This window comes from Bacillus sp. N3378-2at, assembly GCF_033412715.1.
Lineage (GTDB): Bacteria > Bacillota > Bacilli > Bacillales > Bacillaceae > Bacillus > Bacillus subtilis.
Window position 1 is genome coordinate 1,787,785 of record NZ_CP117986.1, and the last position, 18,785, is coordinate 1,806,569.

Annotated in this window: 24 protein-coding genes and 2 pseudogenes; 7 read left to right on the forward strand and 19 right to left on the reverse strand. The window is 38.4% G+C overall.

The features are described 5' to 3' along the window. Positions 1 to 4: 4 nt before the first annotated feature. From PUN35_RS09760 to PUN35_RS09780, 5 genes and pseudogenes are all read right to left on the reverse strand, one after another. Positions 5 to 154 (reverse strand): hypothetical protein, encoded by a 150-nt coding sequence (locus PUN35_RS09760; RefSeq protein WP_003328171.1) that lies wholly within the window; start codon positions 152 to 154, stop codon positions 5 to 7. 17 nt (positions 155 to 171) lie between these two features. Further along, positions 172 to 261, reverse strand: a pseudogene (locus tag PUN35_RS09765) (hypothetical protein); the annotation flags it as partial. Between the two features lie 348 nt (positions 262 to 609). Beyond that, the gene (locus PUN35_RS09770) at positions 610 to 912 is read right to left on the reverse strand and encodes a helix-turn-helix domain-containing protein (protein ID WP_049832636.1); all 303 of its coding nucleotides are present in this window, start codon (positions 910 to 912) and stop codon (positions 610 to 612) included. A 97-nt stretch (positions 913 to 1,009) separates the two neighbouring features. Continuing rightward, entirely contained in the window at positions 1,010 to 1,384 is a 375-nt protein-coding gene (locus PUN35_RS09775) for a type II toxin-antitoxin system RelE/ParE family toxin (protein ID WP_157669810.1), read from the reverse strand. A 185-nt stretch (positions 1,385 to 1,569) separates the two neighbouring features. Further along, positions 1,570 to 1,869 carry a hypothetical protein gene (locus tag PUN35_RS09780; protein WP_033882182.1) on the reverse strand — a complete coding sequence of 100 codons (300 nt, stop codon included), beginning with the start codon at positions 1,867 to 1,869 and terminating at the stop codon, positions 1,570 to 1,572. Between the two features lie 156 nt (positions 1,870 to 2,025). On the opposite strand from PUN35_RS09780, the gene PUN35_RS09785 reads away from it, so the two are divergent. Continuing rightward, the gene (locus tag PUN35_RS09785; RefSeq protein WP_014479266.1) at positions 2,026 to 2,922 is read left to right on the forward strand and encodes a hypothetical protein; all 897 of its coding nucleotides are present in this window, start codon (positions 2,026 to 2,028) and stop codon (positions 2,920 to 2,922) included. 218 nt (positions 2,923 to 3,140) lie between these two features. On the opposite strand, the pseudogene PUN35_RS09790 reads toward PUN35_RS09785, so the two are convergent. Then, positions 3,141 to 3,461 (reverse strand): annotated as a pseudogene (locus tag PUN35_RS09790) (replication initiation factor domain-containing protein); the annotation flags it as partial. 54 nt (positions 3,462 to 3,515) lie between these two features. Between PUN35_RS09790 and PUN35_RS09795 the strand changes: the two are divergent. The 4 genes from PUN35_RS09795 to PUN35_RS09810 all read left to right on the forward strand — a co-directional run bounded on the left by PUN35_RS09795 (position 3,516) and on the right by PUN35_RS09810 (position 5,747). Continuing rightward, positions 3,516 to 4,109: a site-specific integrase gene (locus PUN35_RS09795; protein ID WP_235091737.1), complete on the forward strand. Its 594-nt coding sequence runs from the start codon at positions 3,516 to 3,518 to the stop codon at positions 4,107 to 4,109. 126 nt (positions 4,110 to 4,235) lie between these two features. Then, a complete protein-coding gene (locus PUN35_RS09800) occupies positions 4,236 to 4,445 on the forward strand; it encodes a hypothetical protein (protein ID WP_033882184.1) in 210 nt (69 codons plus the stop codon). A 78-nt stretch (positions 4,446 to 4,523) separates the two neighbouring features. After that, positions 4,524 to 5,006: a PIN domain-containing protein gene (locus tag PUN35_RS09805; protein ID WP_014479262.1), complete on the forward strand. Its 483-nt coding sequence runs from the start codon at positions 4,524 to 4,526 to the stop codon at positions 5,004 to 5,006. Between the two features lie 150 nt (positions 5,007 to 5,156). After that, positions 5,157 to 5,747 (forward strand): hypothetical protein, encoded by a 591-nt coding sequence (locus PUN35_RS09810; RefSeq protein WP_123772460.1) that lies wholly within the window; start codon positions 5,157 to 5,159, stop codon positions 5,745 to 5,747. 47 nt (positions 5,748 to 5,794) lie between these two features. On the opposite strand, the gene PUN35_RS09815 is transcribed toward PUN35_RS09810, so the two are convergent. The 3 genes from PUN35_RS09815 to tcyP form a co-directional block, all read right to left on the reverse strand. Continuing rightward, the gene (locus tag PUN35_RS09815) at positions 5,795 to 6,211 is read right to left on the reverse strand and encodes an immunity 70 family protein (protein ID WP_014479260.1); all 417 of its coding nucleotides are present in this window, start codon (positions 6,209 to 6,211) and stop codon (positions 5,795 to 5,797) included. Positions 6,212 to 6,222: 11 nt separating this feature from the next. After that, a complete protein-coding gene (locus tag PUN35_RS09820) occupies positions 6,223 to 7,842 on the reverse strand; it encodes a ribonuclease YeeF family protein (RefSeq protein WP_014479259.1) in 1,620 nt (539 codons plus the stop codon). A gap of 326 nt (positions 7,843 to 8,168) precedes the next feature. Then, on the reverse strand, positions 8,169 to 9,560 hold the full coding sequence (gene tcyP, locus PUN35_RS09825; RefSeq protein ID WP_003244685.1) for an L-cystine transporter TcyP: 1,392 nt from the start codon (positions 9,558 to 9,560) through the stop codon (positions 8,169 to 8,171). A gap of 172 nt (positions 9,561 to 9,732) precedes the next feature. Between tcyP and dgcK the strand changes: the two genes are divergently transcribed. After that, the gene (dgcK, locus tag PUN35_RS09830) at positions 9,733 to 10,812 is read left to right on the forward strand and encodes a diguanylate cyclase DgcK (RefSeq protein WP_014479257.1); all 1,080 of its coding nucleotides are present in this window, start codon (positions 9,733 to 9,735) and stop codon (positions 10,810 to 10,812) included. Between the two features lie 2 nt (positions 10,813 to 10,814). Here dgcK and PUN35_RS09835 read toward each other — a convergent pair whose 3' ends face one another. Beyond that, positions 10,815 to 11,645, reverse strand: coding sequence for a MetQ/NlpA family ABC transporter substrate-binding protein (locus PUN35_RS09835; RefSeq protein WP_014479256.1), 831 nt, complete (start codon positions 11,643 to 11,645; stop codon positions 10,815 to 10,817). Between the two features lie 435 nt (positions 11,646 to 12,080). Here PUN35_RS09835 and cspB point away from each other — a divergent pair, with 435 nt between their 5' ends. Then, positions 12,081 to 12,284 (forward strand): cold shock-like protein CspB, encoded by a 204-nt coding sequence (gene cspB, locus PUN35_RS09840; protein ID WP_003224086.1) that lies wholly within the window; start codon positions 12,081 to 12,083, stop codon positions 12,282 to 12,284. Between the two features lie 91 nt (positions 12,285 to 12,375). Here the strand turns inward: cspB and PUN35_RS09845 are convergent, their stop codons facing one another. From PUN35_RS09845 to PUN35_RS09885, 9 genes are read right to left on the reverse strand one after another with little or no spacing between them, the layout of a single operon-like run. Next, the gene (locus PUN35_RS09845) at positions 12,376 to 13,317 is read right to left on the reverse strand and encodes an ABC transporter permease (RefSeq protein ID WP_014479255.1); all 942 of its coding nucleotides are present in this window, start codon (positions 13,315 to 13,317) and stop codon (positions 12,376 to 12,378) included. Next, positions 13,310 to 14,227 carry an ABC transporter ATP-binding protein gene (locus PUN35_RS09850; protein WP_014479254.1) on the reverse strand — a complete coding sequence of 306 codons (918 nt, stop codon included), beginning with the start codon at positions 14,225 to 14,227 and terminating at the stop codon, positions 13,310 to 13,312. Before PUN35_RS09850 ends, PUN35_RS09845 begins: the two co-directional genes overlap by 8 nt. A gap of 16 nt (positions 14,228 to 14,243) precedes the next feature. Continuing rightward, positions 14,244 to 14,942, reverse strand: coding sequence for an ABC transporter ATP-binding protein (locus PUN35_RS09855; RefSeq protein ID WP_014479253.1), 699 nt, complete (start codon positions 14,940 to 14,942; stop codon positions 14,244 to 14,246). A gap of 1 nt (position 14,943) precedes the next feature. Beyond that, positions 14,944 to 15,309, reverse strand: a complete 366-nt coding sequence (locus PUN35_RS09860) for a GntR family transcriptional regulator (RefSeq protein WP_014479252.1) — start codon at positions 15,307 to 15,309, stop codon at positions 14,944 to 14,946. 2 nt (positions 15,310 to 15,311) lie between these two features. After that, positions 15,312 to 16,073 carry a hypothetical protein gene (locus tag PUN35_RS09865; RefSeq protein WP_014479251.1) on the reverse strand — a complete coding sequence of 254 codons (762 nt, stop codon included), beginning with the start codon at positions 16,071 to 16,073 and terminating at the stop codon, positions 15,312 to 15,314. Between the two features lie 4 nt (positions 16,074 to 16,077). Further along, positions 16,078 to 16,233 (reverse strand): hypothetical protein, encoded by a 156-nt coding sequence (locus PUN35_RS09870; protein WP_003233426.1) that lies wholly within the window; start codon positions 16,231 to 16,233, stop codon positions 16,078 to 16,080. Then, positions 16,233 to 16,607, reverse strand: a complete 375-nt coding sequence (locus PUN35_RS09875) for a hypothetical protein (RefSeq protein WP_003233427.1) — start codon at positions 16,605 to 16,607, stop codon at positions 16,233 to 16,235. Before PUN35_RS09875 ends, PUN35_RS09870 begins: the two co-directional genes overlap by 1 nt. 12 nt (positions 16,608 to 16,619) lie before the next feature. Beyond that, a complete protein-coding gene (locus tag PUN35_RS09880; RefSeq protein WP_014479250.1) occupies positions 16,620 to 17,150 on the reverse strand; it encodes an NAD(P)H-dependent oxidoreductase in 531 nt (176 codons plus the stop codon). Between the two features lie 22 nt (positions 17,151 to 17,172). Beyond that, complete coding sequence (locus PUN35_RS09885; RefSeq protein WP_014479249.1) at positions 17,173 to 18,771, reverse strand: MFS transporter; 1,599 nt, start codon at positions 18,769 to 18,771, stop codon at positions 17,173 to 17,175. Positions 18,772 to 18,785: the final 14 nt, after the last annotated feature.

An 18,785-nucleotide genomic window follows, 5' to 3' on the forward strand; every position in this document is an offset into this window, starting at 1 on the left:
ATTTCTAAGCACTTTCCTCCTGGTTAACTTTCATGTTTCTTGTCATTTTCAAAATGGCTCTCGCCATTTTTTCATAGTTCGGTTCGTTTAACTCCGTCACGATCACTTCCACTGGCTTACCTTTAATTTCAACGACCTCAACACTCTGTTTCATGAAAGATCTCGCTTTCTTCAAACCTGTTTTGTTTTTTCAAGGAATAATAAAAAGGATGCTACATAATGTAACACCCTTTATATGCTTTGATTCTCCATATAGACTTTTGAATAGGGATATTCCACATTAATACAAAGCTACTGAATCTTTTGTCTCACACAAAAGATCCTTCTTTTAATAACCTCTGGTTAAAATTAAAAGGAGGTGATAATATAATCACCTCCTCAAACACTTATAGCTATAAATGTTTTGATCTTACACACAAATACTAAGATTTCAACTCGCTAAATATCTGCATTTGTAAATTTCATAATCAATGATTTACCTCTCTATTATCAATACTTTAGTTTTAAATATCATCTATCCACTAATTTTAAATTTACTCTAAATAATCTTATCAAAATATCTAAGCTATACTAAGTATTTTATCTAGTCATTATTAAAAACTATAGATTCTATTCTTTTTTCTTGCATATTTTATTCTTTGGTTTTATTTCTATCTCTAAATCTAAACCATCTAATATTTTAAGTAAGGTATCAATATTATAATTTTTAGCACTAGTTACTCTAACTATTTGAGGATGTTTTAAACCAATATTCTGAGCTAATTTACGTATAGACAACTCCTTCTTATCTAAACCTTCTTTTATTTTATGAGTAATCTTTAATTTGGGTATCGAGAGTTTGTTGTAATCCTCAGGAATATCCATGATGTCTGAAATACTACGGACCTCAATATTCTCGATATCTTTAGACATATTTATTATTTTCCCTCCTTTTCTTATTTCTATTTCAAATAAAGCTATCTAATAATTTCATAATGTGGGTATCAGACTTGCTGGAGAGAAGGATGATTTACCATCCTTCTCGTTTAGCAATTCTTTCTGCAGCATCTAAATCTCTTTTATTGAGTTTTTGGGTGGTTTTTCTAATCATATTTAACAAACCATACTTCGCAGGTCTTTCATTTCGAGAAATTTTTTTGAAGAAAATTCTCCATTCTGTTTTTGATCTGTCTTTAAATTTCATTTCCCAAATGTCTTTTCTGTGTGTCTTCTTGACTCGCTTTCCGATAAAATCGTCATTAGTTCCATAAGAAGATAACAAATTAAATGATTCAAGGATTTCTTTTTTAACTTCTGCTGATAACGATTTGTTTCCCAACCCATTAACTGTTTCTTTTGTAAGTAAGAGATTTGGATACTGAGGAATATGTATTTTAGATACCATATCCTTCATACCCTTTCATATGAAATTTTTGTATGCTCTGTTCCTCCTTTATAGGAATGATAGAATGGTAACATAATTGTTACCTGTATTCAAGTTTTAAGACTTGCAACAAAAAATCTTTAGATTTATAGAAACCTTTCAAAAGATCTCATCCCATCCCTAATCTCGCAAGTATTAACAACCTGTTATGCTCCACTCTCCTTCTTTTCAATTTGTTTCATTCTTTCTAAGAAAGATAAAAAGGATGCTACACGATGTAACACCCTTCTTATGCTTTGATTCTCCATATAAACTTTTAAGCTAGTCATCCGACCGTCCGGCAAATACCTTGTCTTGTAGAATGTGTAACGATATTCAGCAAATCCTTTTACTCTTTCTCCTTCGACAATCAACATGCAATCTCTGCTTAAACTTCTCACAAAAACTAAAGAGGGGATACCCACATTAAAACCCAAGCTTCTGAATCGTTTGTCTACAGCAGACATCGCACATTTTCACCCCTTATTAATAATAAGCTTAATTCTTCAAACTTCATGTTTCTAACACTGAGAGAATTTTATTTTTTCACAATCTATATTTTTTGAATACTCGTACTTTTAATGATAAAATTTAACTAATTTCATTAAAAAGGAAGTGTAAGTATGGGTATTGAGTATGCATATAGTTTAGAATTAAAAAAGGACATCTCTGCACTTGAAGCTAACCAATACTGTAGACAAGGAAGGCTGAAAGATAAAAGAGCATTTAAATGTATTGGTAGTGAAGATTGTCAAATTAATTTAACTTGCGCTAATTTTTCAACACTACCAAGTCAGTGGGGAGTAGCCCCTTACTATAAACCTTCTAAAGAAGGGGAAGAACATTCTTCAAATTGTCCATATAATAAACATCATAAGGCTAATTCAAAAAATAGACTGGTTTCAAATAAATCATCTTTTAAAAAGACAGGGCATTTCAATTTGATTCTTGACAATGGAGGTTTCACTAAATCTAGTTCTTCTTCACAAAGCAATGCTGGCAGAAGTAGTAGTTCAATTAAACATCTTTACACCACAAATGTTGATCCAACACAAAAAAACGTTAAAAAAAGAAATGCTGATATAGGCTCATTAAAGAAACTAGTTGATGTATTTGAATCAGATGATTACGACAACTCAGCAACAACTGTCAAAATAAACTCAACCCCGATTTCATTAGAAAAATTATTTCATAGTCTTGATGACCACAGTGAGTTATTCAAAGAAATTCGTGTGTACTTTGGAGAAGCTAAAAGCTATGAGCGCAATTCTGAAGATAACTTCTACATCATTGAATACACAATGGAAAGTTTCCATAGAATTAATAAGAAAATGATCACAAGAAAACCATCAATATTGATTTACAAGAATCAAATTCAAAAACATAGACACTTAAGAGGTCTTCAAAAATACGTAAATACAAACAGTACGTTTAATTGTTACTTTTTTGGTATTCCAACACTTCATGATTACATTAACTTTGAACTGAAAAATAATTTTTATAACATATTATTTAGATAGAATTGATTTATAATTTGAAAAATACTTATTCTCCCCCCATCCCCCGTGCACCGGGGGCTCCCTCGCCGGTAGGCAGGAACAAACGGTTGTTTGTTCAATGCCAAGAGGGTTTGGATGGCGCTGCATATGTCAACTCCTTATCCTCACTTCGTTCCGGTACCGTTGACACATACGATTAATCGCATCACCTGATTTTATAAAGGTTTAGCAGCTTGTTTTTAAACGACCATGTCAGCAACTTCAGCTATAAACACATCTAGCATTTTTTTGTGTTTGTCTGCCAGTTCAGCTTCTGCAATCATCTCTGATAGATCAGTTTTCCCTAAATGTTCATCAGCTTCAAGCACCATTTTCATAGTGGGAGCACAAGAGTTACGAAGCCAGTTTCTTGATTTCTGATAGAAGTCTTTTTATGGTTTGACGTACAAAGATAGTCTCCCAACATCCCCTATAAATTCAGACCAAAAAAGGCTTGTTTTCCAATGCTCTCGAGTGATGTTTTCATCAGCATCAACGAACCTTACATAGTTATTAAAGATGGTATTGAAGAACATGTAAAATTCTGGACCCCAGAACAATTTCAAAAGTTTATCATGATATTTGATGATAACAAGTACAGAGATTTTTTCAAGAAAATATATTATACTTTCGCTTACTTCACAGGCGTTAGAATTGGGGAACAGCTTGCGTTAGAATGGAAGGATTTTAATCAATATACAAATGAAATAATAATAAATAAAACATTAACAAGTTTTAAGCAAGGAAATGATTTCCTCGTCACGTCTCCCAAGACCTCTAAATCAAACAGAGTCATTACAGTTAATAAAAAATTATCAGCTTTACTCGAAAAGTGGAAAGATCGACAAAAAGAAGCATTAGAGGAATACGGTATTGAGCAAACTGACACAACAAGAATTTTCAAATTTAATCATAGAACACCAAATAGAAATCACTTAAATGAATTCATAAAGCAAGCATGTGAAAAATACAACCTTGATATCCCACCAATTAACATCCATGCATTTAGACACTCGCATGTTTCTTTGCTCATTAATAGTGGAGAAGACATTCATATTATCTCACAACGTTTAGGACACTCGAGAACGAGCACAACATACGATATATACGGCCATCTTTTCCCCAATCGGCAAAAAGAACTTGCAGATCGATTAGATAACCTTTTTTAATTGAGACTTCTATCGAGAAAGGAGTTACTTATTCAAATATGCCAATTAGTGAGGTTAGAAAGCTGGTTGGTTTTTGATATAATGAAAACAACCAATTTATTCTAAAAGAGGAAATGGGGGATTTTTATGTCAACAAGGATGGTTCAACTTACCGAGCCTGAAACGGGGAACTTTTATATGATTCCAGTTGAAAGGATAGTCTTGATAACTGAAAGAGATGATCATGTAGAAGTTAGAATCGAATCAAGCAGCAGCAACTTCTCTATTAAAGTAAGAGAAACTTATGAAGAAGTTCAAAATCTAATCAGACCCAACGGTGTTCAAATTTTCAAATAACCGATTTAGTCAAAGATTAATAGGACCCACTGAGGTCCTTTTCTTTACATACATATAATTAATCTGGAGGAACATAGAATGAACTTCTTCTTAGATACAAATATTTTATTTGACGATCCGTTCCTGAAAGGGAATTATAATCGACAGTTAACCGAGATTGTAAGGATGAGTTTAAAGTTAGATAAAGAGTACTTAAAAAAAACAGGGTTTCAATCTGAATTTTTACATGAAGAATATAAAATATACATATCCTCTGTAGTTTACGAAGAATCCAAAAACAAATACATCGAAAAAATTGAAAAAATATTTAACCAATTAAAAGACTTTAATACTGGCATTGAAAAGTATATGGATTCGGAGAAAATCGCCGAACCTCCTTTTACTTTGGATCAATGTAAAAGGAGGTTTGATGAATACTATGGTTCACTAAAACAAGATGGAATAGTGGAAATCCTTGAACCGTATAACAACATTACAAAAGACTTGATCGACCGCGCTGTACAAAAAAGGGCGCCTTTCTTTAATAATAATAAAAATGAGTTCAGGGATGCGGTGATTTAGTTAACCTATTCATCTTTTGCTGAAAAAAATGAACTCAAAAATTGTTATCTTATTACTAATAATGTAAATGATTTTGCTGATTTAGAGAATAAAAATAAAGTACCTCTTGTATTGCATTCTGAACTAATAAAAGATAGCAATAAATTTATCGTGTATAAAAGCATCAAGGAACTTGTCACTTCTGATGGGGAGTTTAAAAAACGTCTTCAAATGACCAATGAGATAGCTCACCATTTGAATGAAAGTTTGGAAGATATAGTATTACTCACGAAGTTACGAGCTTTGAAGGACAACTTGGATGACCATAAAGCTTTAAGATTGTTAAGAGAAAGATCTGACTTACAGGAGACTATTTTTCATAAAATAGTTCACGAAATTATTAATGATCAATTAGATCGTGGACGAGAACCGATTGATCCATTAAAACGGTACATTATTCCTCCAGAGTATGGTGGGTTCGCTGAGCCTCATACACCACTTGATATGACGGTTAATATTATTGACTTAACAATAGATGATAAAGAAATAGTGGAAAACTCAATTCTTATTACGGCGGAAATAAAAGTACCATTTGATATAGCTTTATATAATGATAGATATGAACGCTCTACCATCTTCCAAGTTGAATTCATCGTACCATTATCTTTTCTTGTTAATTTAGATCAGAAAATTTCAAAATTAGAGTGTGATACTCCTTATCATAATCAACCTGCTGTTGAACGATCTACCAGTCATTTTTAAAAAATACCCACAAAAAAGAAATGGGAAAACCCATTTCTTTTTTCTTATCAAATACTATCAATAAGAACTTCTGATTTCGTTTTTAAGCCTTTTTCGAGGGCACTCTTTAAAAGACTTATAAAATCTTCTCCGTCACTCGTAACAAAATAATTTGATAAGTCAGTTATGTCCTCACTTATATTATCTCCCCAAGGCGGACGTTTATTAATGTCCGCAATATCCCAAATAACTTGTGAAGGACTGTATTCTTTCAGTCTTTCTTTAATATCTTTTAATTCTTCAAGGGCAGCTTCAATGTTTTTGGTTTCAAGCTTTCCTTGATAAAGTTCATTTAATAAATGCGGATATTTTGATCCCCAACCGTGTTCTTCTAAATGGTAGCTCACAGTTGAAAAAAATGAATGGAGGAAGTCTCCATGTCCAACCTGATACCAATAATATTTAACCTTAAACCCAACAGCCATCGTGTTCACCTCTAATTGGTTTTGAATTTAATATCTGCTTTCCCATTAGTCTTTTTCATAATTTTATCATATAAATCGTCCATTATTTCTTCAGAAACTGATTGTCCCCTAATATCTATGATTATTGTTTGTTTAGTATTACCCGGAAGGTCAGTCAGACGTTTTTCGACTTGTTTAGAAACATTGTTTACTAACCTGCTTCTTCCACTGGGCGTAGTGATCTTATAGTTTTTAACCTCTATACTATGCCCATCTTTATAAAAGTCTGGACGGGAACTTCCTTTCTTTCCATAAGGGACCTCTTTGCCATTTATAAATGACTTTTGTTCACTGTAATTAGGATAATCTTTTCCAACATCTTTTTCAGATTGTCGCCAGGACGGTCTTTTAGGAACACTAGGATTTGTTGCATTTAACTTTTTGTTCACTCCACGTAGCCCAAATCCACCAAGAACACCGAGAGCCTGATTAAAGCTATTCTGCCGTTGTTCATCAGATATTTTATTCCCAAACATGTCTCGGCCAGTTATAGCTTCACTAAAGCCATTCGCTGAAGCAAGTCCGTAAAGTCCTTTACTTGAGTTTTGAAGAGCATAGAATGTTTTAGGTGTTTTATATATTTCGAGGGCTTTTTCAGCTTTTGAGATAGCTTTGCCTGTTGAATAAACAGCTTTTACACCTTTCCCTAATTTACCGGCCCATCCCACAATAGGAACATAACCTGCAGCAGCCATTGCGCCAGCTGCCACCCGTTGCCCATCAGTTAATTTTTCACCAGTTATAGGGTCAACTCCATCGGCAGCCCTTTTATAATCATAATATCCAGAGACTTCTCCTGTAAAATTACAAACAACATCCCATGTCTTTTCGTACCATGGACGATTTGCAAGCTCTTCCTGTTCTTTTGCAATCCTTCTTTGCTCAGCCTGCTGATCTTTAAATGAGATATAATCAGTTGATTGTTTTTTTACATCCTCAGCCATCTTGTGGACTTCACTGCCTCTATAAGCTTTAGCATCATAATAGATGGGTGAAGCACTTTTACCTTTTGAAGTTGCACCAATCAAGGCTTGATAATCTGCCTGAATCATTTGTTCATTAGTTTCTGATAGAGCATATTCAGATGTTAGATTTTCATCGACTTCACTTATTTTCTCGACTGTGTTTTTTCGTTCTTTATCAGCAGAAGATAATTTATCTTTAAAGTCTTCTGTTGAAAAAACATCTAGAGGAAGGATGTCGTGTATATCATTTAAGATGTCTTTGATCGCTTTTTTCTGTTCAGACATGATGGCCTTTGATTTATTATTAGCATTAACCAACTCATGTTCTAAGAAGGATTCTTCTATGTATGCATCAGATAAGTTAGCATCTTCCAAGATACCCGGAATACTTGTTAAAAAAGCAATTTTCATTTCAATCAGATCAATCCATTGATCAGCTATGCCGGCCTGATCCTCATAAAATGATTTGATATTATCGGCACCTTTTCCGGAAAACTCACTATCATCTAAGTCAGCAACAGCTTTGAAGGCTTTCTTTAATTTGACCATTTTACTTTTTAATTCTTTGTATTCTTTTGCTCGATTTTCTGATTCTGAAAGAAGTGTTTTCGCTTCAAATACCTTCATGACCATATCCTTTCTAAAGAGTTTAATATCAAAATATTACCATAGGAAAATTTAAGAAGGGATGGACACGAAGAATTAATCCTTAAAATGATGTTTTAGACCTGCGACTTATTTCTCAAATTCCGGAAGCTTCTTCAAGAATTTCTTGATCACGGTCAGGAAGGTATCCTTTCTGACCCTTTATACTTTTAGTAAGTGGAGTAAACAGGAGTAAAAATAAATCACAAAAAAAGAAAAAGAACCCGCGAAACCCTAATATTACAGGATTCATGGGTCTTTTATTGAAATTTAACCGGTAATCCTGTCGGATTACACGTTTTCATATGTTACGCTTCTTCAGCTTCAATCACTCTGGATTGATCATGAAATGCCCCTTGATCAATTTCCTTTGTGACCTTACTTGTAATAAGACCGGATGTCATGCTTCCGCTGACATTCAAAGCAGTACGCCCCATGTCGATTAACGGTTCAATTGAGATTAACAAACCAGCAAGCGCGACAGGCATGTTTAATGATGATAAAACAAGAAGCGCCGCGAATGTGGCTCCGCCGCCGACTCCGGCAACACCGAAGGAGCTGATGGCAACGACTGCGATAACAGTGATAATAAACACCGGGTCAAATGGATTTTGGCCGACAGTCGGAGCAATCATCATCGCCAGCATCGCAGGATAAATGCCGGCACATCCATTTTGGCCGATCGAAAGACCGAACGAACCGGCAAAGTTTGCGATTCCCTCCGGTACACCCATGCTTCTCTGTGTTTTAATATTCAGCGGTAAAGCACCTGCGCTAGACCTTGACGTAAATGCAAATACAAGTACAGGCACCGCTTTTTTCAAATAAATCACCGGATTCAAGCCGCTGAACGTCAGCAGCAGCAAATGAATGATAAACATAGTGATTAACGCGGCATATGAAGCAATCACGAACATGCCCAGTTTTAGAATGCTGTCAAGATCACTCGTGGCAATTGTTTTTGTCATGATGGCCAGCACCCCATAAGGCGTCAGTCTCAAAATGAGTGTGACAACACGCATGACAATGGCATAAACGGCATCAACCAGTTTTTTAAATGTTTCTGCCTGTTCCGGCTGTTTGTGTTTTACTCCGAGGAATGCCACTCCAAGGAAAGCGGCAAAAATAACGACAGCGATTGTTGAAGTCGGTCTAGCTCCCGTGAAATCTAAAAACGGGTTTCCAGGCAGCAGTTCAACAATCTGCTGCGGCAGCGTTTTCGCTGTCATATCCTCTGATTTCTGCTGAAGCTCCTGTCCCCGTGAAAGCTCTGTACTTCCTTGGTCAACCTGAATCGCCTGCAGATCAAATGAAAGCGCGGACGCGATACCGACAGCTGCAGCAACTGCTGTTGTTGCTACTAAAATCCCGATAATCAAACCGCTGATTTTCCCAAGATTTTTTGTCAGCTTCAGCTTTGTAAAGGCGCCGAGAATCGAAATAAAGACGAGCGGCATGACAACCATCTGAAGCAATTTGACATATCCGCCCCCGGCAATATTAAACCAGTCGGCTGTTTGAATGACTATATTTGAAGTCGGGCCGTAAATCAGCTGAAGCGCAAATCCGAATACAATCCCCAGCCCCAGCGCAGTAAATACACGTTTAGAGAAGGAAACATGTTTTTTCTGCATAACAAAGAGCCCTAAGATAAGTAAAAATAAAATAAATACATGTAATACAACCAGTAAAGTCTCCAAAGCAGGTAAACTCTCCCTTCAAATTTTCTCATTTACTATATTACACTAATTCCGATGGGTCAAGTGCGAATTATTTTAACTTATCAATTCAAGTAAAAAAACCTTATATAATGCCTTTTTTGTTCTTTTCTTTCCCTTCCATCTTTAGTACCTTATATAAGGGTGATAATATTTGCTGAAAGAACTGTTTGTAAATTTCACCATTTTAATCACATTTAATTATCTCTTCACCCACCTGTTTAAAGAAAGGCTAGTACATAAAAAAGACAGCATATCTTTTCAAGCTGTTAAAGGACTGGCCTGCGGTTTGCTCGGGGTTATTCTGATGGTTTTTGGATTTACCTATCAGCATTCAATTATTGATCTTCGAAATATCCCTATTATGATTGCCGCTCTTTATGGAGGCTGGGTTTCAACGGCAACGGCCCTGGCCATGATCACTGCAGGCCGCTTGCTGATTACGATGAACACATCTGCACTATACTCGGTTATTATCATTTGTATCGCTGCCATTCCGTCACTCATTGTTTCTAGAAGAAAAAAAGTTCAACTAAAACATGCTTTCTATCTTTTAATCATCACAAATAGCTTGATCTCCTTTTCCTTTTATTTTCTTATAGATTTACATTCATACGAACTTCATTTGTATTTTTGGATCATATCAATAGCGGGCGGCATGCTCAGTTTATATATTATTGATCATGAAACAAATGCACATCTTCTTTTTAAACAATATAAGTTTCAGGCGCACTTTGACTTTTTAACAGGCGTGTATAACCGAAGAAAATTTGAAGAAACCACGAAAGCTCTGTATCAGCAGGCGGCCGATACCCCGCATTTTCAATTTGCACTGATTTATATGGATATCGATCATTTTAAGACCATCAATGACCAATATGGCCATCATGAAGGAGATCAGGTGCTCAAAGAGCTGGGGTTACGTCTGAAGCAGAGCATCCGAAATACAGATCCTGCCGCTCGGATCGGCGGTGAAGAATTTGCCGTTCTCCTGCCGAACTGTTCTCTTGATAAAGCAGCCCGAATCGCTGAACGGATCAGGAGAACTGTAAGTGATGCACCGATTGTATTAACAAACGGTGAAGAGCTTTCAGTTACGATATCACTAGGGGCCGCTCATTACCCCAATAATACGGAACAGCCAGGATCCTTGCCCATTCTTGCCGATCAAATGCTTTACAAAGCGAAAGAAACGGGACGGAACAGAGTGTGTTTTTCAGAAAAAAAAGAATGAATTCAATGTTCGAATTCATTCTTCCAATCTGAAAGACGTTTCAAAGGCAGAAAAGCCGGGACAAGATCTCCCTGGTATTCTTTTTCTATAAATGCCGCTGTATCATCAGCTTGATAAAGCTCAAGAATGGTTTGCAGCGCTTCCCGATCTTGATCCTCCGCTCTGACAACAATCAAATTCATCTCTTCCCCAGACATGGGTCCGCCGCTCTTTAGCGTATGCTTTTTCGGGTTCAGGCCCGCTTTTTTTGCTTCTGATGGTTTCATGACAAACACGTCGGCACCGCTTACTGCATCCTGTTGCCGGACAGCTTTTAATTTCAGGTGTCTCGGATTATCTTTAATCATATCAACTGAACCTGTTCCGTTAAATCCGTTTTTCAGCGTTAGCAAACCCGCTTCCTGGAGCACCGTAAGCGCCCTGCCAAAATCGAACGCTTTATCCGGAACAGAAACGACAGCTCCTCGCGGTATATCTCGGATTCGGTCATATCGTTTTGAATAAATGCCCATGGGCGTTATGTAAGTCGTTCCGAGCGGTGCCAAATTAAGTTTGTATTTTTGAGTGAACGACTGAAAATATGAAATGGTTTGAAAGGCGTTGGCATCAATTTCTTTGTTAGCAAGTGCGATATCAGACTCCGCATAATCAGAAAAAGGGATCAGCTGAATATCCAGCCCTGCCTCTTCAGCCTTTTGAGCAATATAGTTCCATATTGCCCCGTCAGACTCAGCAATCCCGATTTTTATCGATTCATGTTCTGCAGACGGTGAACATGCAGTAAATGAAACGAGAAGAACAAGGACAAAACTGCATATAAGCCACTTTTTCATTGTGACCATACTCCTATCTATGTATTAGAGCATGCAAGCAATATCAGACATAAAAATCATACGCTCTCTTAGTTGATAAACGTTGTCATTTGTAATATTGATTAACTTTTACCTTACTCATATCCAATAAGGTTGTCAATTCCTATTACTTATCTTCCCAAAATGAAGAAATACTAAGGCAAACGTATGATCACATATCGAGAAAGCAGATGAATTTCCGCAAATAAATATCAAATTGAAAAATAAATATGGTATTTTCCGAAAAAAGTTTCAATAAGCAGTTGTTTTTTCCGAAGATTACTGGTAGAGTAAAGGTAATTATTTTTGTTCGAACTATCTTTAAGAAGAAAGTTTTGTAAGAGTTTTCGTCTTGAAAGTTTGTTAAGAGCAAGAATAGTGAATTTAAGCGTTATGATCGCTTTAGGAGGAAATTTCATGTTAGAAGGTAAAGTAAAATGGTTCAACTCTGAAAAAGGTTTCGGATTCATCGAAGTAGAAGGTCAAGACGATGTATTCGTTCATTTCTCTGCTATTCAAGGCGAAGGCTTCAAAACTTTAGAAGAAGGCCAAGCTGTTTCTTTTGAAATCGTTGAAGGAAACCGCGGACCACAAGCTGCTAACGTTACTAAAGAAGCGTAAGCATAAATTGATATGAAAAACTGCAGGTGCAAACCTGCAGTTTTTATTTTGACTAAAAAGCTGTTTTGCATAAGCAAAACAGCTTTATTTATTAGTTTGCAATATCCCGCTTCATGAAGATTCCGAAAGCAAGCAACAGGAAGATGATAAAGTAGATCGCCAGCATGACGAGAGAAAACGTCATAGTCATCCCTTTTATTAACGGTGTGCCATCCACATACTGAGTCAAGTCGACATTAGCAAACAATATATACTTTGCCCAGTCAAATTTCGCTGCAATAAATGCAGTTGCAATCGTACCGGCAACCAACAAGAAGATGGAAAAACCAACCGCAAGAGAGCTGTTTCTGAATACCGCAGACAGCATAAACGCCATCGTCGCCACCATTAAAGCCGAGACGGATTCAGAAAGATACGTTGTGGCCAAATGCCCCATCATGTTTTGCTCAATGACATGGCCATCCTTATAGATTAAATGAATATTCGCGGCGGTTTCACCACCCGTTCCGAAGAAGATCAACCCTAATAAAGTAGAACCGATAAATAAAATCAACAGCAACAGGAGCCCAAACAGGAGAACTGTAATATATTTGGACATCAAAATTTGAAAACGACTGAGCGGCCGAATCATTAATAGCTTAATCGTTCCCCAATTAAATTCGTTCGCGACAATTCCGGCCGCGATGATAATAGTAAACAGACCGGTAAGGATGGTAAAGTTTGCTGAATCCGTTACATAAGACCATACCGTATAGCCCGTGTCACTAGGGATATTATGCTCGATGCGATAGTCGTTGAGTGTGATTGTTTCTTTATACCCATCTTTCAGTGAAGGATCTTCTTTGATTTCTTTCTTTAATTCGGCGTTTTGTGCTTGAAGTTCTTGTTTCCAATGGGAATTTGATTCACCAGCAGAAAAATGATTCGCCAAAAATGCAAATCCAACCATTGTCAGCCCCAGAATTCCGATCATCACCCATGTTCCGGCACGGCTGAAAATTTTGAGCCACTCATTATAAATCAAATTAAGCATGCTGAACCTCCTCTTTTGTTTCACCTGTCATTTCTAAGAAACGGTCCTCTAATGATTTTGTTATAACCTTGACCTCATAAATACGGATTTGCTGCATCACCAGCAATTCAATAACCGCAGGGACTTCGTCTTTAGCCAGTTTGATTTCTACACCATTTGTCTTACTCAGCAAATCGTACTGATTTAAAACAGCAGCGGCTTCATTCGGCTGCTCAACCTGGAAGAAATATGTATCGTTCTCATCAATGTTTTCATCTTTTACATTTTGAATATCGATCAGCTTTCCTTTTTGCAGAATCGCAATTCGATCACACATCAGTTCCATTTCTGACAGCAGGTGGCTTGAAACGATGACAGCCATTCCTCTTTCTCGGGTCAGCTTCTTTAAATGATCTCTGATTTCTCTGATCCCCGCCGGATCAAGGCCGTTTGTCGGTTCATCCAAAATCAGCACTTTCGGATCGTGCAGAAGGCATTGTGCCAAGCCAAGACGCTGTCTCATCCCCAGAGAATATGTTTTCACCTTGTCGTGGATTCTGTCTGTTAAACCGACCAGTTCAACAACTTCATCAATTTTTTCCTTCGTGACACCCTTGACCATCCTTGCGTATTGCTGGAGATTTTTATATCCGCTCAAAAATTTATACAGCTCGGGATTCTCAACGATCGCTCCAATATGCTTAATCGCCTTGGCATATTCTTTCGTAATTGATTGGCCGCAAATGAGGACATCACCTTTCGACAGCTTCATTAACCCCACCATCATCCGGATGGTTGTCGTTTTCCCCGCTCCGTTTGGTCCTAAAAAACCGAATACCTCGCCTTCACGAATCGTAAAACTGAGATCATTAATGATCGTTCGGCCTCTGATGTTTTTAGTCACGTTTTTCAATTCCAACACTGTTTTCATCATATTCCTCCTCTTTCTAGCAAACTTCCATTTTTGATTTAAACCATTGCAAAACAGACATGCCTTCCTGTTCACGAATATCTTCTACTTCACGCTGCGCAACTTTTTCTCCATTGGCGAGGATGATTACTTCGTCTAACAAAGTCTCAATTTCATCAATTTCATGTGTCGCGATCACGACAATCTGCTGCTCAAAATCAATGTACGACACAAGGCTGTTTACGATGGAATCCCTGACCATCGGATCAAGCCCGGAAAAAGGTTCATCAAGCACGATGACGTCTGCCCGTCTCGCTAAAGCAAGAACGATTTTCAGCCGGCCCCGATTTCCTTTTGATAGCTTTTTGATCTTTTTTTCCGGATTCAGCTGCATCTCATTCAATAGCTTATAAGCCTGTTCTGTTTGAAAATCAGGAAACTGCGACTGATAAAAATTCACCATATCTTTAACAGTGAAATGCGGATAAAACATATCAAGCTCAGTAAGATAAGCCGTTTGACGCACCATTTCTCTCGTAACCTGCTCTTCATCAACTTTCACAAATCCTGAAGTCGGAAACAGAAGGCCAGCCATCATTTTCAGGGTCGTTGACTTGCCGCTGCCGTTCGGTCCGATCAGGCCATAAATCCGTCCGGATGATAGGGTGATTGACACATCATTGACGGCCGTATGGCGGCCGTATTTTTTTGATACATGTTCTAGCTTGATTTCCATTTTAGCCTCCCTCTGTGAATGTTTTAATCCCTTCTACCATTTCCTCTTTCGTTAGCCCCAGCTCTTTCATTTGCTTGACAAAGCCTTCCAGCACCTCTCGTGTCAGCTTGTCTTTCAGCTCGTCTACGATTTCTGCTTTTTCCGTAATAAACGTCCCTTGACCTCTTCTTGTCTCCACAATACCCAGCCTTTCCATCTCACTGTACGTTCTTTGAATTGTATTGGGATTTACCTTAGTTTGAATCGCCATTTCTCTTACTGAAGGAAGCTTGTCTCCTGGGAGCAGCTCCTTCCTGACCAGCCTATAAAAGATCTGATCAGCGATCTGCAGATAAATCGGTTTCGAGGATTGGAATTGATTGTCCATATTTACACCTCTACTTTACGATCAAGCAGTTTTGAAGCCATGATGAGCAGCAAGAACGTGATGACTAAAGTAATAGGAAACCCTAGCACAGACAGATGGATAGGTTTTAGTTCCAATCTCCAAACATTGTGGAAGTGGAAATCAAAATTGCAATAGACTGTTACCGGCCAGAAATGCTTTTGAGATTCAACCAAAGGGCTTATGATGTATTCATCGAAGAATAACCACACTGCAACCAACAGAACCATCGCAGCCCACCGCATTCCGCGCCAATTTCTGAGAGAGTGAAAAACAGTCCAAAACACAATGACTGTTACTGACATATCTAACGAAGAAATAAGCCCATACATATTCAGCAAAGCCACTGTACTCGTTATATCAACTTGATGCTCCAGCAGATTTTTTACAGAGAGCATATGATACATCCATATGCCATAGGCTGTTAATGCCAACTGAATCACAAATTGATAGAGCAAAGATGCTGCCAATTTAGAAGAAAACAGCCATAAGCCGCCATTTGGATTGTACAGCCAAAGCTGTGATTTCCCTTCCTTGCGAAGGTGATAAAACACAAAAACAGGAGATAAGAAAAGCAGAAAAAAAGCAACTGCAACAAAAAAACCAAAAATGACTAGAGGTTCTTTCGTGCGAGAAGCTATAATATGGCCTGTTCCCAATAAGAAAATGATTCCGCATATCCATAATAGCAGCCACATTCTTGAAAGCTTGATATCTTTCTTTAATAAACCTAAAAAAGAATTCATGTCTTTACCTCCCGGAAAAAATCCTCGGTGTATGAGTAACATAGTACACTAGATCAAGATGGAATACAACATATTCCATGGATTTATTTGATAAAAACATAATTGATGGAAACAGCAAAAAAGGCAAACCCGCATGAGTAAACGGATTTGCCTTTTTCATTACTTTTTCTTATTTTTCATAGAGAGCAGCGCATCACGATAGCTGCGGTCCTGCATTTTGTCACTTTCCTCAGTGACCTCTTCTTCTGCATGAACTTCATCAGAATGCTTAAACTTTTGCAGCGCCTGCCTGTAAATATCATCACCCATTGTGTCACGCTTCTCTTTTGGAGAATCGTTTTTGACAACGGATGGCGTATGCTCGGCAGCCCTTGCTTCAGCAGGGTAATGCGCTTCGTTTTTTTCCTCTTCTGGAGGTGCGATTCTATCAGTTGCTTCTTGCTTCTCAGGTCCAGGTGAGGCGTTGCGGACGTTAAATGTAATAAGGGCCGCAATGACAATGACAGCAGCAATTATTGCTATAATAATGGCCATTTCAACCTCTCCTTACTGTCCTGCTGTTAGGTTTCCTGTGACTTGGCTGACACGTCTTCCCAACGCGCGTCCAAGCTGAATACCTTCCTCAGACATTAACTCATCACTGTCTACCGGACAAGTGACACCTGCTCCGTAATAAGAGCCATAAAGTGCGTTTTCAGGCACGTTCCCAGGCAGTCCGACAACAATCATGCCTTGGTGGAACATCGGCGTGATTAAATTGTGCATTGTCATTTCCAAGCCGCCGTGTGTTGTTGCCGTTGTGCAGAAGACAGCACCGACTTTGTTGATCAGCTCGCCTTCAGCCCACAAGTAGCCAAGTCTGTCGATCCAAGTTTTAAGACCGGAGCTGATTGTTCCGAAATGCCCTGGGCATCCCCAAATAATCGCATCCATATCTTTAAGCTTGCGGATATCAGCCTGATCTACATGGTCGATGAACACTTCAGCCGCGCCGTTTTCTCTCGCGCCTTCAGCAATCGCTTCTGCAAGCACTTTAGTATGTTCGCCTTCACTATCATACACTACATAAATTTTCATTCAGGAAACCTCCCTGTACAGATTAAGATTCCTTAGCTTCTTTTGGAGCAGGAAGTAATGAAAGCTCCTCTTTTTTCTTCTTACGCAATTTATCTTTTCTGACGTCACGCAGGAAGATACTTAAAATCAAACCTGCTACACAGAATAAGGTTGCCCACATAAAGGCATCATTTATCCCCATGACATTGGAATCGAGTGATGCGTGTTTATAAATATGTGAGTACACATATGTTTTCGCCGTATCATAAGACACATTCATATTCACCATTAAATTCGAAACTGCATTTTGGAACGCATGGAGGAAGTTCGGGTCCGCCGTGCTTGTTTTATCTGCAATTTGTGAATAATGGAATGTCGTCCGGTTTGTATAAATCGTCGTAATTAAACTTGTTCCGATTGATCCGCTGATTTGGCGAAGCGTGTTACTCATCGCCGTTCCGTGGCTGTTCAGACGGGCAGGAAGCTGGTTCATCCCGGCTGTCATGACTGGCATCATTAAGAGAGACATACCAAATGCACGAATTGAATAGATCAGCATGATGTGTGTATATGGTGTATCAATTGTCAATTGCGTGTATTGATACGTTGTTACCACTGTCACGAGAAGCCCGATAATCGCAAGCGGTCTCGGTCCGAATTTATCGAACAAAATACCTGAGATCGGTGACATAATCAGCATAACGATCGCACCCGGAAGCAGAAGCAGACCGGATTGAAGCGCCGTAAAGCCGACCAGGTTTTGCAGATAAATCGGTAAAAGGAACATACCAGTGTAAAGTGCCACTGTAATAATGATATTAATGACACTCGAGAGTGAGAAAATGTCATATTTAAACACTCTGAAATCAAGCATCGGATCATCATGACGCAATTGCTGAACAACAAAAGCAACAATTGCAATGGCTCCGATAATAACTGTAGACAATACAATCGGGTCGGTCCAGCCGTCAGATCCGGCTTCACTGACTCCGTATAATAAGGAGGCGAATCCGACAATCGAGAGGATTGCGCCAAGAGTATCGAGTTTGATTTTTTGCGGCTCCACCATATTTTTAAAGATGAAGAAAGCCACAATGATAACAATTGCGCCGATCGGCACAAGTCCGTAAAACATAATGCGCCATGTATAATGCTCAATAATCCACCCGGAAAGAGTCGGGCCGACCGCTGGAGCAAACATCATCGCTAGCCCGAAAATCCCCATTCCTTTCCCCCTGCTTTCAGGCGGGAAAATTAACAGAATGGTTGTCATAACGAGCGGCTGCAAGATACCTCCGCCCACGGCCTGAATCAAACGGCCGATCAGCATTGTAGAGAAGTTAGGTGCGATACCGCAGACTAACGTACCGAGCGTAAAACAAAACATCGCGACGAGAAAGAGACTCCGCTGGCCAAATCGTGTAATCAGGAAAGCAGATAACGGAATCAATACACCGTTAACAAGCATGTAACCTGTTGTCAGCCACTGAATCGTCGTTGCACTTACGCCAAATTCAGTCATTAAGTGCGGCATTGCAACATTAAGCAGTGTTTGGTTTAGAATTGCCAAAAATAAACCCGCCATTAGCACAATCAGCAATGTCATAGGGCTTTTTGTATTTTTTTCTTTGCCTGTAGCCATCTAAGACAACCTCC

Bases quoted from the DNA above. Each gene is read 5' to 3' on its own strand.
- PUN35_RS09870 (WP_003233426.1), bottom strand. From the start codon at position 16,233: ATGAAAAAGGCAAATCCGTTTACTCATGCGGGTTTGCCTTTTTTGCTG.
- PUN35_RS09850 (WP_014479254.1), bottom strand. From the start codon at position 14,227: ATGAAAACAGTGTTGGAATTGAAAAACGTGACTAAAAACATCAGAGGC.
- PUN35_RS09885 (WP_014479249.1), bottom strand. From the start codon at position 18,771: ATGGCTACAGGCAAAGAAAAAAATACAAAAAGCCCTATGACATTGCTG.
- PUN35_RS09775 (WP_157669810.1), bottom strand. From the start codon at position 1,384: ATGGTATCTAAAATACATATTCCTCAGTATCCAAATCTCTTACTTACA.
- PUN35_RS09760 (WP_003328171.1), bottom strand. From the start codon at position 154: ATGAAACAGAGTGTTGAGGTCGTTGAAATTAAAGGTAAGCCAGTGGAA.
- PUN35_RS09875 (WP_003233427.1), bottom strand. From the start codon at position 16,607: ATGGCCATTATTATAGCAATAATTGCTGCTGTCATTGTCATTGCGGCC.
- PUN35_RS09855 (WP_014479253.1), bottom strand. From the start codon at position 14,942: ATGGAAATCAAGCTAGAACATGTATCAAAAAAATACGGCCGCCATACG.
- cspB (WP_003224086.1), top strand. From the start codon at position 12,081: ATGTTAGAAGGTAAAGTAAAATGGTTCAACTCTGAAAAAGGTTTCGGA.
- PUN35_RS09880 (WP_014479250.1), bottom strand. From the start codon at position 17,150: ATGAAAATTTATGTAGTGTATGATAGTGAAGGCGAACATACTAAAGTG.
- PUN35_RS09785 (WP_014479266.1), top strand. From the start codon at position 2,026: ATGGGTATTGAGTATGCATATAGTTTAGAATTAAAAAAGGACATCTCT.
- PUN35_RS09780 (WP_033882182.1), bottom strand. From the start codon at position 1,869: ATGTCTGCTGTAGACAAACGATTCAGAAGCTTGGGTTTTAATGTGGGT.
- PUN35_RS09800 (WP_033882184.1), top strand. From the start codon at position 4,236: ATGTCAACAAGGATGGTTCAACTTACCGAGCCTGAAACGGGGAACTTT.
- PUN35_RS09865 (WP_014479251.1), bottom strand. From the start codon at position 16,073: ATGAATTCTTTTTTAGGTTTATTAAAGAAAGATATCAAGCTTTCAAGA.
- PUN35_RS09795 (WP_235091737.1), top strand. From the start codon at position 3,516: ATGATATTTGATGATAACAAGTACAGAGATTTTTTCAAGAAAATATAT.
- PUN35_RS09860 (WP_014479252.1), bottom strand. From the start codon at position 15,309: ATGGACAATCAATTCCAATCCTCGAAACCGATTTATCTGCAGATCGCT.
- PUN35_RS09820 (WP_014479259.1), bottom strand. From the start codon at position 7,842: ATGAAGGTATTTGAAGCGAAAACACTTCTTTCAGAATCAGAAAATCGA.
- PUN35_RS09770 (WP_049832636.1), bottom strand. From the start codon at position 912: ATGTCTAAAGATATCGAGAATATTGAGGTCCGTAGTATTTCAGACATC.
- PUN35_RS09805 (WP_014479262.1), top strand. From the start codon at position 4,524: ATGAACTTCTTCTTAGATACAAATATTTTATTTGACGATCCGTTCCTG.
- PUN35_RS09815 (WP_014479260.1), bottom strand. From the start codon at position 6,211: ATGGCTGTTGGGTTTAAGGTTAAATATTATTGGTATCAGGTTGGACAT.
- PUN35_RS09845 (WP_014479255.1), bottom strand. From the start codon at position 13,317: ATGCTTAATTTGATTTATAATGAGTGGCTCAAAATTTTCAGCCGTGCC.
- PUN35_RS09835 (WP_014479256.1), bottom strand. From the start codon at position 11,645: ATGAAAAAGTGGCTTATATGCAGTTTTGTCCTTGTTCTTCTCGTTTCA.